Origin of the sequence: Microbacterium sp. SORGH_AS_0454 (assembly GCF_031453395.1) — a bacterium.
Classification (GTDB): domain Bacteria; phylum Actinomycetota; class Actinomycetes; order Actinomycetales; family Microbacteriaceae; genus Microbacterium.
This window is the reverse complement of sequence record NZ_JAVIYS010000001.1, coordinates 328,076-340,655: the sequence shown is the minus strand read 5'-3', so window position 1 is coordinate 340,655 and position 12,580 is coordinate 328,076. Positions and strand designations below refer to the sequence as shown.

General features: G+C 69.0%; 14 protein-coding genes. 5 read left to right on the top strand and 9 right to left on the bottom strand.

Annotated elements, in window-relative coordinates; all coding sequences use genetic code 11:
- Positions 1-146: 146 nt before the first annotated feature.
- Entirely contained in the window at positions 147-1,472 is a 1,326-nt protein-coding gene (locus tag QE454_RS01530; protein ID WP_210072303.1) for a UDP-glucose/GDP-mannose dehydrogenase family protein, read from the bottom strand.
- 77 nt (positions 1,473-1,549) lie between these two features.
- Complete coding sequence (locus tag QE454_RS01525) at positions 1,550-3,034, bottom strand: sugar transferase (RefSeq protein ID WP_210072712.1); 1,485 nt, start codon at positions 3,032-3,034, stop codon at positions 1,550-1,552.
- Between the two features lie 367 nt (positions 3,035-3,401).
- Between QE454_RS01525 and QE454_RS01520 the strand changes: the two genes are divergently transcribed.
- Positions 3,402-4,472: a PIG-L family deacetylase gene (locus QE454_RS01520; RefSeq protein ID WP_307458749.1), complete on the top strand. Its 1,071-nt coding sequence runs from the start codon at positions 3,402-3,404 to the stop codon at positions 4,470-4,472.
- 24 nt (positions 4,473-4,496) lie between these two features.
- On the opposite strand, the gene QE454_RS01515 is transcribed toward QE454_RS01520, so the two are convergent.
- The 3 genes from QE454_RS01515 to QE454_RS01505 form a co-directional block, all read right to left on the bottom strand.
- Complete coding sequence (locus tag QE454_RS01515) at positions 4,497-4,718, bottom strand: three-helix bundle dimerization domain-containing protein (protein WP_210072301.1); 222 nt, start codon at positions 4,716-4,718, stop codon at positions 4,497-4,499.
- Between the two features lie 10 nt (positions 4,719-4,728).
- Positions 4,729-5,253 (bottom strand): YbhB/YbcL family Raf kinase inhibitor-like protein, encoded by a 525-nt coding sequence (locus QE454_RS01510; RefSeq protein WP_210072300.1) that lies wholly within the window; start codon positions 5,251-5,253, stop codon positions 4,729-4,731.
- 70 nt (positions 5,254-5,323) lie between these two features.
- The gene (locus QE454_RS01505; protein ID WP_210072299.1) at positions 5,324-5,605 is read right to left on the bottom strand and encodes a hypothetical protein; all 282 of its coding nucleotides are present in this window, start codon (positions 5,603-5,605) and stop codon (positions 5,324-5,326) included.
- A gap of 252 nt (positions 5,606-5,857) precedes the next feature.
- Here QE454_RS01505 and QE454_RS01500 point away from each other — a divergent pair, with 252 nt between their 5' ends.
- Positions 5,858-6,928 carry a PIG-L family deacetylase gene (locus QE454_RS01500; protein ID WP_210072298.1) on the top strand — a complete coding sequence of 357 codons (1,071 nt, stop codon included), beginning with the start codon at positions 5,858-5,860 and terminating at the stop codon, positions 6,926-6,928.
- A 16-nt stretch (positions 6,929-6,944) separates the two neighbouring features.
- On the opposite strand, the gene QE454_RS01495 is transcribed toward QE454_RS01500, so the two are convergent.
- From QE454_RS01495 to QE454_RS01480, 4 genes are all read right to left on the bottom strand, one after another.
- The gene (locus QE454_RS01495) at positions 6,945-7,592 is read right to left on the bottom strand and encodes a response regulator transcription factor (protein ID WP_307458755.1); all 648 of its coding nucleotides are present in this window, start codon (positions 7,590-7,592) and stop codon (positions 6,945-6,947) included.
- A gap of 110 nt (positions 7,593-7,702) precedes the next feature.
- Positions 7,703-8,122, bottom strand: coding sequence for an organic hydroperoxide resistance protein (locus QE454_RS01490; RefSeq protein WP_210072296.1), 420 nt, complete (start codon positions 8,120-8,122; stop codon positions 7,703-7,705).
- Between the two features lie 35 nt (positions 8,123-8,157).
- Positions 8,158-8,634 carry a MarR family winged helix-turn-helix transcriptional regulator gene (locus QE454_RS01485; RefSeq protein ID WP_307458758.1) on the bottom strand — a complete coding sequence of 159 codons (477 nt, stop codon included), beginning with the start codon at positions 8,632-8,634 and terminating at the stop codon, positions 8,158-8,160.
- A 266-nt stretch (positions 8,635-8,900) separates the two neighbouring features.
- Positions 8,901-10,205 carry a hemolysin family protein gene (locus QE454_RS01480; protein WP_210072294.1) on the bottom strand — a complete coding sequence of 435 codons (1,305 nt, stop codon included), beginning with the start codon at positions 10,203-10,205 and terminating at the stop codon, positions 8,901-8,903.
- Between the two features lie 247 nt (positions 10,206-10,452).
- On the opposite strand from QE454_RS01480, the gene QE454_RS01475 reads away from it, so the two are divergent.
- The 3 genes from QE454_RS01475 (at position 10,453) to rpsI (ending at position 12,577) form a co-directional block, all read left to right on the top strand.
- Positions 10,453-11,289 (top strand): alpha/beta fold hydrolase, encoded by an 837-nt coding sequence (locus tag QE454_RS01475; RefSeq protein WP_210072710.1) that lies wholly within the window; start codon positions 10,453-10,455, stop codon positions 11,287-11,289.
- 346 nt (positions 11,290-11,635) lie between these two features.
- The gene (gene rplM, locus QE454_RS01470) at positions 11,636-12,082 is read left to right on the top strand and encodes a 50S ribosomal protein L13 (RefSeq protein WP_094734663.1); all 447 of its coding nucleotides are present in this window, start codon (positions 11,636-11,638) and stop codon (positions 12,080-12,082) included.
- Between the two features lie 24 nt (positions 12,083-12,106).
- Complete coding sequence (rpsI, locus tag QE454_RS01465) at positions 12,107-12,577, top strand: 30S ribosomal protein S9 (protein ID WP_013583923.1); 471 nt, start codon at positions 12,107-12,109, stop codon at positions 12,575-12,577.
- Positions 12,578-12,580 lie beyond the last annotated feature (3 nt).

Sequence of the window (12,580 nt, the reverse complement as noted above, 5' to 3'; positions counted from 1 at the left end):
GGGGTTTGGGCGGCCGGGGGCCGCGACGCGAGATCCGTCACGACGAAGACGTGCCGCACGGGGGTTTCGTCACGAGGGATCGCCGAAAAGTCAGGAACGGCGGCGAGGGTCGGTCTCGTGCGAGCGGCGCCGGTCGTTCTGCGTCGTCAGGGGCGACCCATGCCGTGATAGGTCCATCCCGCGGCGCGCCACGCCACCGGATCGAGGCAGTTGCGACCGTCGATCACGATGCGGCCGCGCGCCAACGAGGCCGCGTGTTCGGGGCTGAGGTGCCGACGGTACTCGTCCCACTCGGTCACGACGATGACCGCGTCCGCGTCCCGAAGGGTGGCATCGAGGTCCGCATCGTAGGTGAGTTGCGGGTGCATACGGCGGGCGTTGTCGATCGCCGCGGGGTCCGTCAGGGTGACCCGGGCCCCCAGGCCGTGCAGTCGGACGGCGACGTCGAGCGCCGGGGAGTCGCGGATGTCGTCGCTGTGCGGTTTGAAAGCGGCTCCCAGGACGGCGATCTTCGCACCGAAGACGCTGCCGCCCAGCGCGCTGGTGGCGAGCTCGACAGCGCGGTCTCGGCGGCGGAGATTGATGGCGTCGACCTCGCGGAGGAAAGCGACGGAAGCTCCGCGGCCGAGCTCCTCGGCGCGCGCCGAGAAGGCTCGGATGTCCTTCGGGAGGCACCCGCCCCCGAAACCGATGCCCGCGCCGAGGAAGCGGCGCCCGATTCGGACGTCGTGACCGAGCGCGTCGGCCAGGGTGGTCACATCGGCGCCCGTCACCTCAGCGATCTCGGCCATGGCGTTGATGAAGCTGATCTTGGTGGCGAGGAACGCGTTCGCGGCGACCTTCACCAGTTCGGCCGTCGCGTAGTCGGTGACGATGAAGGGCGTCCCCTTGGCGATGGACGGGTGGTAGACCTCGCGGAGGATCTCGGCGGTGCGCTCGCCTTCGTCGGTGGGAGACCCGTCGCTCGAGGGGACACCCGCGACCAATCGATCGGGGTCGACGGTGTCTTGGACCGCCCATCCTTCCCGCAGGAACTCCGGGTTCCACACGAGCACCGCGCCGCGCTCGGCCACCCGCGGTGCCAGACGAGCGGCGGTGCCGACCGGGACGGTCGACTTGCCGGCGACCACATCACCCGGGGAGAGGAAAGGAGCGAGCGCGTCGACGGCCGCATCGACGTAGGTCAGATCCGCCGCGTGCCCGCCGGATTGCTGCGGCGTGCCGACGCCGATGAAGTGCACCGCCGCCCCTTGCGCAGCCGACATGTCGGTCGTGAAGGACAACCGCCCCGAGGCGATGCCCTCGGTGAGGATCTCCTGCAGCCCGGGCTCGAAGAACGGCGCTTCGCCCCTCGACAGCGTCTCGATCTTCCGCTCGTCGACGTCGATTCCCACCACATCGTGGCCGATCGAGGCCATCGCCGCCGCGTGGACGGCTCCCAAGTATCCGCAACCTATGACAGACAGACGCACGATGAGAGCCTTTCAGATTTCCGCGGAGAGAACCGACGGCGATAGAAGCAGGGCCGGAGCGGGCGGCGCAGACCGCGTCACGCAGCGGTCTCGCCGGGAGCGAGCGCTGCGCGAGCCGTTTTGCCGAGGATGACGAAATCGCCCAGAAGCGTCCAGTTCTCCACGTACGACAGATCGAGTCGCACCGAATCCTCCCAGGAGAGGGATGATCGCCCGCTGACCTGCCAGAGGCCGGTGATACCGGGCTTGGCGAGGAAACGTCTGTGGACGTGGTCGGCGTAGACCGCCACCTCTGACGGCAAGGGGGGACGCGGTCCGACCAGCGACATCGAGCCGCCGATCACGTTGAAGAGCTGGGGGAGCTCGTCGAGGCTGAATTTCCGCATCACGCGCCCGATAGGCGTGACCCGCGGATCGTTCTTCATCTTGAACAGCACCTCGTTGCCGGAATCCCGCTGCTGGGCGGTCAGCTGCGCGCGCAGCTCCTCGGCGTTGACGACCATCGAGCGGAACTTGAACATGGTGAACTCCCGCCCGCGAAAGCCGACGCGGATCTGGCGGAAGAGGACCGGACCCTCGCTCGACAGCCGCACCGCGACGGTCAGGAACAGCAGGACCGGGCTGAGGAGCACCAGTCCGATGCTCGCGGCCACCAGGTCGACGGACCTCTTCAGGAAGCTCTGCCCCCTCGAGAATTTCGGCGTCTCGACGTGGATGAGGGGCAGGCCGGCGACGGGCCTGGTGTGCAGGCGCGGGCCGGCGATGTCGACGATGCTCGGGGCGAGGACGAGATGCTGACGACCGGCCTCCAGGCTCCACGAGATCTCCTTCACCTTCTCGGCGGGAAGCTCGTCCGCGCTGGTGATCGCGACCGTGTCGGCCCCCGTCGCGTGCAGTGCGCGCGTCACGTCGCCGACATGTCCCATGATCGGGACCATCGAGCCGGGGATGGTGTCGGCGATCCTTCCGTTCGGTACGCAGGCGCCGACGACGCGGTATCCCGCGCTGGGGTTGCGGGCGAACTCCCTGGCGAGTTGCGTCACGGAGGGGAGCGACCCGACCAGGAGCACGTGCGCGGAGTACCGACCACGGGAGCGTTGGACCACGAGCCACTGTCGCCACATCCAGCGGGTGAAACAGAGGACCAGGATGCCGAGCGGCAGACTCACCAGCAGATAGCCCCGCGCGACATCGATCTGCGTCAGGAAGGCGATGATGGCGATGGTTCCGAACAGCCGGAAGCTGGCGTCGGCGATGCGCACGTACTCCGTGGAACCCGTGCCGATAGCGCGGTCGCTGCGCGAATCGACGAAGGCGAGGGCCCACATCCAGGTGACGATGAGGATCGCGGAGAAGGCCCAGTACGACAGGTCGCTGATGCGACTGTCACGCCCCGCGGCGAGTTGCGCATTCCCCAGCCCGAACCAGAGGAGCTGGGTGCCGTAGACGACCCAGACGAGGGCGGCGAAGTCGGTGAGCACGAGGTTGCGTCGGTATCGTCCGCGCCAGGGGTCGCGAACGTGCGCGGGGGGCGTCGGGGTCGCGGAGGGCACCGGTGTCATGGTCGGCACGGACTCCTCCGCGGGGTTCAGGTCGAGTGCGGGGGCGGTTCCGTCCGGGTCGGCGTCGGAGGGCGACGCACCGGGGCGTAGGCCAGATTTCGCCATGTGTGCCCTTCTCCCCATCCCACGCGTGCGCGGGGACTCTCCCGCGAACAGTAACAGGCAAAATTCACCCGTCAACTCACCCTGTTTCTCTCGTCATACGCGGGAAACGTGAACGTTCGTGGTTCGGGCTCGTATCGGCCGATGACAGGTTGGTCGGGCGGTGGGCGTTCCCCTACACTCGGGCGCGGATCAGCCGTGATCGGCTGCCGCGAGATCGTGCCGCACGGCGGGGTCGCCATTGCCGCCCGCACGAAAGGTTCCGATGCCCCGCACCGCGTCGCCGCCGCGTCGCCCTCTCCGGGTGCAGGCCGGTCTGATCGCGGCGATCGCGATCGCCGCTCTCGTGGTGACCGCCGTCGCCGGTGTCTTCGCGTTCGCGCTGCTTCGGCCCGAGCCGGCGGCGACCCCGTCGCCCGCACCGGCTCCCGAGACGACCTCTTCCTCCGCGCCGTCGCCGTCGACGTCGGCGACCCCCACCCCGCCCCCGCCGCCGCCGGTCTCGCCGGCCGCCCAGGGATGCGAGGGGTCGTCGACGCTGATGACGATCTGGGCGCATCCCGACGACGACATCATCTTCGCCAACCCCACCATCTCGGATGCGATCGTCGCCGGCCGGTGCGTGCGCACCGTGTTCGTCACGGCGGGAGACGCGGGGAAGGGCATGGACTACGTGCGGGCACGGGAGCTCGGCATCCTGCGCGCGTACAACGCCATGCGCGGCAAGGACGGTGAGTGGGATGCCACGGAGATCGCCCTCGGTACCGGCGTGCACGTGCGGCGGCTGACGCCGAGGGACGACCCGCGTCTATCGGTGCTCTATCTGCGGCTGCCGGACGGCAACATCACGGGCGCCGGGTTCGATGCGACCGCGCACGCAACCCTGAGCAAGCTCTACGACGGAACCGAGGCCTCGCTCGCCCCGGTCGACGGGGGAGCGGCGGTGACGCGGGATCAGCTCGTGGGTTCGATCCGGGAACTGGCTTCCGCGTTCGCTCCGCAGAGCACCCTCACCCATATCCCCCGGGGCAGCGCTTTCGCCCCCGGAGACCACCCCGATCATTCGGCCGTCGGCGCTCTCGTCCGTGACACGCTGACGTCGGACGCGGCCGTGGGCCCCGGCATCCGGTACTTCGTGGGGTACCCCTCCGAGAACCTGCCTCGGAACCTGGAAGGGGCGGTGCTCGACACCAAGGTCGACACGTACCGCATCTACACGCAGCAGGATCAGGTGATCCGCTGCGCGGATCGCAACGCGTGTCTGAAGACCCGCAAGTTCGGCGAGTGGCTCCAGAGGTCTTACCCCAAGACCGAAGCCGAACTCCAGATGGGCTGAGCCGCACCGGCGTTCGCCGCGGGTTCAGGACTCGCTCGAGAGCGAATCCTCGACCGCTGCTCGTGCTTCGCGCTCGGCGATGATGTCGACGAAGTCCTTCACGGGCGCGTCGGCGTACTTGTCGACCGCGACGACGGCCTCTTCGTGCACCACTCCCGGTTCCGCATCGGGGAAGCGCGCTCGAAGGCGCTCCTCGACCCCGGTGATGGTCTGGTCCTTGTCGAAACCCTCGCCGCGCTCGGTCATGATCCGAACCTCAGTGCCGGTAGGTGCCGTGGAGGATCGCCCGACCGAGCGTTTTGAACGCCAGGTTGAACGAGACGACGGCCGGGGTGGCATCGGCGTCGACGCCGAGCGATTCCTCGCTCACGGCGTGCACGACGAAGAAGTAGCGGTGGGGCTGGTCGCCCTGCGGGGGAGCGGCTCCGAGGAAGCCTGCCTCGCCGCCGTCGTTGCGGACGTGGAAGGCGTGGCCCGGGAGGTCGCCCGAGGCGGCCCCGGATGCCAGCTCGCGCACGTCCGCCGGGACGTCGACGAGTACCCAGTGCCAGAAGCCGCTCGGGGTGGGAGCGTCGGGGTCGAAGCCCGTGATCACGAACGACTTGGTTCCTTCGGGGACGTTCGACCAGCTGAGCTGGGGCGAGGTGTTGCCCTTGTCGGCGACCTGGTCGTCCGCGAGCGGTTGTCCATCGGTGACGTCATCGCTGACCACGTCGAATGATGGGACGGACGGAAGGAGGGGGTACGGATCGGGCGTCTGCGGGCGGGAGAGATCTGCCATGGAGGGGACGTTATGACGGCGGGGTGACCGAACGGCAGGGCTTGCATCCGCCCGCGCCGGGGTTTATCGGTCAGAGGCGGAGGTGGAGGAGGGAGCGCGCGGTCTCCCGGCAGCCCTCGGGAGCGGGGAGGCCGTAGTCGTTCTCGACGACGGTGCGCAGTTCAGCGGCCAATTCGTCGACGGAGGGGCGTGCGTCGAGGGCTTCGAGGATGGGCAGGATCAGGTCGTCGTATTCGTCGTCGGGCCATCCTTGACCGATGTGATGGACTCCGATCGGATCCCACTCGTTCAGGACGGCGCGGATGCGCAGGGCTACGGGCGACAGTGACCGCGGCGGTGTGGACGTCTGCATAGGGGGAGTGTTGTCACCTTCGTTAGGTGCGCGCTGAGCATCGCCGATGCGTCTGGTGCGTGACGCCGATGTGCCTGTCGGTGACGTGGGAACGTGATCCGCCGAAGGGGTTCGCCCCACCCCGCCGGGTGGCGGGGCTGCGGGGTTTCGAGTTCGTAAAGACCGACCGCCGCGATAACGTCGGAGGGCGCCCGAGGGCGTGGAAAAACCCGCAATCCGTCGCCGGGGGGCGAAGTACAGGACGGAGTCGCCGTGAGTGACATCGACGAGCCTTCGGGTGCCGATCGGGCACCCGGTGAATCGGCAACGCCGCGTCGGTCCGGGATATCCCGGAGAGCGCTGGTGTTCGGTGGCGTCGCCGTCGGCGGACTCGCCGTGCTCGGGGGCGGAGCTCTCGTCTATCGCGAGATCCGGCGCTCGGCGCCTCCGGAGGGGACCTGGGTCAAGCTCAGCCCCATCGTGCCGGTGCCCGATGCTTCGCCGCGTCCCGTCTCTCCCGCCTTCGAGGAGCCCGGCGACGACACGACCGTGGCGGTCTGGGCCCACGCCGACGACGACATCATCTTCGCCAACCCCCACCTCGCGGGGATCATCGGCTCGGGGGCGACGCTGCGCACCATCTTCGTGACCGCGGGCGACGCCGGCCGGGGCCTCGCTTATGCGCAACAGCGCGAGGCGGGCATCCGAGCCGCGTACGACGAGATGCGCGGCAGCACCCAACCGTGGGACACCACCCAGCTGACGCTTCGAAGCGGCGCGCGGGTCACGCGTTTCGTGCCCGCAGACGATCCTCGTCTGTCGATCACCGTTCTGCGTCTGCCGGACGGCAACCTCAGCGGGAAGGGCTTCGCGACGACGGGCGAGGCCGGTCTCACCCAGCTCATCAACGGCACGGTGCCCGCCCTCGCTCCGATCGACGACGGTCCGACGCTCGATGCGCGCCGTCTTTCGGAGACCGTCGCGGAGCTGATCCACGCCGCACGCCCCGACCACGTCACGACGAACATCCCGCACGAGAGCGCGTTCGCGCGGGGGGACCACCCCGACCACTCGTGCGTCGGATCATTGGTTCGAGCGGTGGCGCCGGTCGTCGGGATCGCGCCGGGGGCCGTCACCTACTACATCGGTTATCCCTCGCAGCACGAGCCGATCAACGTCGAGGGGGAGGTCCTCGATGCGAAGGTCGAGGTCTACGCGACCTATGCGGCGCAGGACCCCGTGGTCACGTGCGACACCGCAGCGGCCTGCCTCGCCCAACCGGGCTTCGGGCAGTGGCTGCGTCGCTCGTACGGCATGACGGAGGGCGAGCTCCGGTTGATCTGAGCCGTCCCTGCTCGCGTCAGCGTCGTTCAGCCGGAGAGCTGGCCCGTTCCGCGATGAGGGCGGCCTCGACCCGCGACGACACCGACAGCTTGCCCAGGATCGAGCTGACGTGGTCTTTGACCGTCGCGGAGCTCAGGTGCAGCCGACGACCGATGTCGGCGTTCGAGTCGCCGGTGGGGAGCCACTCGAGGACGTCGCGCTCGCGGTCGGTCAGGAGAGCGACACGACGCGCGGCGTCGAGGTCGGGTCTTCCCGCGTAACCGTCGACCAGAGCGCGGGAGACCTCCGGCGACAGGACGACCCCACCCGCGGCGAGAGAGCGCACCATCGCCGCGAGGCAGGCGGGATCGGTGTCCTTCACGAGGAAGCCGGAAGCACCGTCTCGCAGGGCCCGGGTGATGGACTCGTCGGCCGCGAACGTCGTCAGGATGCCGACCACGGGCCGATCCGGGTCGTCTCGCAGTGCGGCGAGGATGTCGAGGCCGCTGAGCTCCGGCATCCGGATGTCGAGGAGGACGACGTCGGGATGGAGGGTGCGGATGGCGGCGAGAGCGTCGGGTCCGCCGACCGCGGCGACCACCTCGATGTCGTCCGCCGCGTTGAGGATGAAGGCGAAGCCGGAACGGACGAGCGCCTCATCGTCGACGACAATCACCCGGATCACGACAGTCACTGTACGCCGAGACGACGAAGCCGCCCCGGGGTGAGGGGCGGCAGGCCGGGACGAGGCGCGATACGTGGGGCTCAGCGCCTCGCCCCGGGGTTCGGGAGAGGTCAGTCCTCCGAGACGGTGACGGTGACCTCGATGTTGCCGCGCGTCGCGTTCGAGTAGGGGCAGACCTGGTGGGCCTCGTCGGCGAGCTGCTGGGCGAGATCGCTCTCGATACCGGGCAGAACGACCTCGAGCAGCACGGCCAGCTGGTAGCCGCCCTGGCCGTTGGGGCCGATGTGGACGCGGCCGCCGACCGAGGAGTCCTCGATCTTGACCTTGTGCGCGCGGGCGACGGAGTGCAGGGCGCCGTGGAAGCATGCGGCGTACCCGGCGGCGAACAACTGCTCGGGGTTGGTGCCGGCGCCGGAGCCGCCGAGCTCCTTGGGGGGAGCGACGTCGAGGTCGATGTACGTGCCGGCGGTCACGTGGCCGAGGCGGCCCTGGCCGGTGGAGACGGCTTCGGCGGTGTAGAGAACGTCCATGGTGTTCCTTTCTAGGGACGGTGGGGGTGCGGTCGTCAGGCCGGGTGGCGCGCCGCGTCGGCGTCGCGCACGTCATCGGGGTGATCGCGCAGGTCTTTCATGGCGTCGGTGAGTCGATGCAGCGCATCGATCAGTTCACGGGCGCTGCTGGCGTCGGTGAGGCCGGAGCCCGCGGCGATGCAGCGCGGGACGTGGGCCAGCTCGGTGCGCAGGGCGATGCCTCGCTCGGTCAGCGACACGGTCACCACGCGTTCGTCATCGGTGCGGCGCGTACGGGTGAGGTACCCGGCGTTCTCCATGCGGGCGAGCATGGGGGAGAGCGTGCCGGAGTCGAGCTGCAGCGCCTCGCCGAGGCTGCCGACGGTCTGCTCTCCGTCGCTCCACAGGGTGACCAGGGCGATGTACTGCGGGTAGGTGAGGTTCCACGGTTCGAGGAGTGCGCGGTAGGCCTGCGTCGTCGTGCGGTTGGCGGCGTAGAGCGCGAAGCACACGAGCTGATCGACGGCGGGCATGAGGAAACTATTGCACACAACTTGGTTGTGCACAACCAAATTGCCCGCAATCGCTCGGGTGGATCGAGGATGTCAGGCCCGGACACTCGGCCGCGAGACATCGCAACAGGAGGCGCGTGACCCATCGCAGCGACGAGGCCGCTTCCTCGTTGGGCGGGCACCATCTCGAGCCCGGTGCACCGAGCGCTCCCCTCAGCGGCGACCGCGCCTGGTCGCCCTCTGCGCGCGAGCCGACGGGTTCGTGCCGTCGGCTCACGCCGGGATGATCATGCTCGATCGGTGCGCTCGCCGCCGTCACCGGTTGCATCGACGGGATGCCGGGTCACCAGCAGCTCCGCTACGCGACGTCGGTCGACCGCGCTCACCTGCAGCGTCGCGCCGTCCACCTCGACGACATCGCCGACGTGGGCGAGGCGACCCAGACGCTCGACCACGAACCCGCCGACGGTGTCGGAGGCTCCGCGCGCCAGTGCGACACCCGTCGCCTCCTCGAAGTCCTGGAGGTTCAGCCGCCCCTCGACGGTCCCGTGCTCTCCCTCCGACAGGGGCTGCTCGGCATCCGTGTCGTACTCGTCGAAGATCTCTCCCACGACCTCCTCGACGAGGTCTTCGAGGGTCACGATGCCGTCGGTGCCGCCGTACTCGTCGACGACGACGGCGATGTGGCTGCCCTCGGCGCGCATCGCGGTGAGCGTCGGCAGAACGCGGGCGGTCGACGGGATGTAGCGGATCTCACGCATGACCGCGCTCAGGGCGCGCTCCGGGTCGTCGGTGAGGTCGCGCACGTGGACGAAGCCGACGACGTCGTCGATGGTCTGCTCCGCCACCGGATAGCGCGAGAAGGGCAGGTCGCGGACCTGCTCGTAGGCGTCGGCGATCGTGCCGCCGGCGTCGAGGGTCACGACCTCGGGTCGAGGGCGCATGACCTCGCTGACGTGGCGGTCCCGGAGCGAGAGGACGTCGTCGAGGATGCGGCGCTCGTCGGCGGGGAGCCCTTCGTGGCTCGAGACGATGTCGCGCAACTCCTCGTCGGTCAGTTCCTCGCCGGTCTTGTTCGGATCGCCTCCGAGCAGGCGGACGAGCACGTTGGTCGAGATCGACAGCAGCCAGATCACCGGTCGCATGAGCTTCGCGAAGCCGTTCAGCACCGGGGCGACGGCGTAGGCGAACGCGGCGTTGCGCTGGATGGCGAGGCGCTTGGGGACCAGTTCGCCGAGCACGAGCGACAGATACGCGATGACGAGGGTCAACGTGATCGTGGCGATCGTGGCGGCGGCGCCCTGGTCGAGGCCGAGGTTGGTGAAGAGGGGCGTGACGGACGGGGCGATCGATGACGCGCCGTACGCTGCGGAGGCGAACCCGGCCACCGTCACCCCGATCTGCACGGCGGAGAGGAACGTGTTGGGGTTGCGCGCGAGGTCGGCGACCTTCTGGCCACGCCGACCGCGGGCTGCGAGGGCGTTCACCTGACTCTCGCGAAGGGTGACCAGGGCCATTTCGGTCGCCGCGAAGACGCCGCCGACCAGAACGAAGACCACGACCAGCACGATGTTGAGCGCGAGATCGTTCACCGGGGCACCACCGTGACGAGGGGGAGGACATCGCCCGGGGTCACCCGGGCGCCAGGACTATGACCGTCGGAGGCGTGGCTCATGCACCGAGTGTAGTGAGAGCGCCCCGTCTCGCTTCGGTGTTCGTTCGGGGTTGCGCCGAGTGCGCGGTTCTGCCAGCCGACGCTGCCGTCGCGGTCAATACCAAGCCGGCCGCGGTGCGTCAACCGCTCCCTTGCGTCCAGCTTCGACTCGAACCATGGCTGCCATGAGCGAGATCACCGCACACCACGGACTTCTGACCGACATCGACCTCCACGTCGACGACACCGGCGGCACGGGCCGCGCCGTCGTCCTCATCCACGGCTGGCCCCTCTCGGGTGAGTCCTGGGCTCACCAGGTGCCCGCCCTCGAAGCCGCAGGCTACCGCGTCGTGACCTACGACCGTCGCGGTTTCGGGCGCAGCGACAAGCCGCACACCGGTTACGACTACGACACCTTCAGCAACGACCTGGAGGCTGTGCTCGAGGCTCTCGACCTGCGCGACGTCACGCTCGTCGGCTTCTCGATGGGCGGTGGTGAGGTCGCCCGCTACCTGACCCGTCACGGATCCGACCGTGTGCACAGCGTCGTCTTCGCGGCCGCGGTTCCGCCGTACCTGGCCCAGACCGACGACAACCCCGAGGGTCCGCTCGACGACGCGACCGCGGACGAGATGAAGCAGGGTCTGAAGGGCGACGAGAAGGCGTTCTATCACCAGTTCACCACCGACTTCTTCTCCGTCGACGGCACTCTCGCCGTCCCGGAGGCCGAGCGCGCCGAGGCCGAGCGGCTGGCCAACCAGGCCGACCACCACGCCGCCCTGAAGTCGATGGAGGCCTTCGCGACGACGGACTTCCGCGAAGACCTGCCGAACGTGACGGTGCCGGCCCTCGTCATCCACGGTGACAGCGACGGAACCGTGCCCTTCGAGGGGTCGGGCAAGCGCACCCACGAGGCGATCGCCGGCAGCGAGCTGCACGTGGTCGCCGGAGCGCCCCACGGCGTCAACGTCAGTCACGCGGACGAGTTCAACCGCGTGCTGATCGACTTCCTGAAGCGCTGACCCCGCCGCCGCGCGCGTCCCCACTCTCGCCCGCACCCGCGGAGGACGCGACGGATGCCGAGATGCCCCGCCACCCGATCGGTGGCGGGGCATCTGCGCGTGAGGGCGCAGGAGGAGTCCCGTGCCGGGGCGGAGTGAGGGGCGCGATTCCCGCCGGGCGGAGGCGGCAGCGTTTGGTCATCGCATCCGAATGGCGTAGTCTCGATCTTTGGTGCCCGCCTCTCTGCGAGCGGGTCGCCCGAACGTGAGCCCTCCACCGGCCCTGTTCTCCCGCCATCGGCGGGGTAACGGACCACCGGAGCGGGATTCACGAACTCCTCCGTTCGATCAAGAAAGCAGCACTACTGTGACGCGCACTTTCACCCCCAAGGCCGCTGAGGTCACGCGCGAGTGGGTCGTTATCGACGCCACCGACGTCGTTCTCGGCCGTCTGGCCTCGCACGCGGCGGTCCTCCTCCGCGGCAAGCACAAGGCGACCTTCGCCAACCACATCGACTCTGGTGACTTCGTCATCGTGATCAACGCCGAAAAGGTCGCGCTCACGGGCCAGAAGCTCACTCAGAAGAAGGCCTACCGCCACTCGGGCTTCCCGGGCGGACTGAAGTCCGTCACCTACGACGAACTCCTCGAGAAGAACCCTGTCCGCGCGGTCGAGAAGGCCATCCGCGGCATGCTGCCCAAGAACAGCCTCGGCGCGGCGCAGCTCAAGAAGCTCAAGGTCTACCGCGGCGCCGAGCACCCCCACGGTGCTCAGCAGCCCACGGCATACACCTTCGACCAGGTCGCCCAGTAAGCGCCGCCGGATAAGGACGAAACAGTGTCGAACATCGACTCCAGCAACTACAGCACCGAGACGCCGGCCGAGCAGTCGGTCGTCGCCACCGAGCGCCCCGTGCTCTCGGTTCCCGGCGCAGCCGTGGGCCGTCGCAAGCAGGCAATCGCCCGCGTGCGTCTCGTTCCCGGCTCGGGCACGATCACGGTCAACGGCCGCACGATCGAGGACTACTTCCCGAACAAGCTGCACCAGCAGCTGATCAACGACCCGTTCACGGTGCTCGAGCTCGCCGGCTCGTACGACGTGATCGCGCGCATCTCCGGTGGTGGCCCCTCGGGTCAGGCCGGCGCGCTGCGCCTGGGCATCGCTCGCGCGCTCAACGAGATCGACGCCGAGAACAACCGCCCGACCCTCAAGAAGGCCGGCTTCCTCTCGCGTGACGCTCGCGTCAAGGAGCGCAAGAAGGCCGGTCTCAAGAAGGCCCGCAAGGCGCCTCAGTACTCCAAGCGCTGAGTT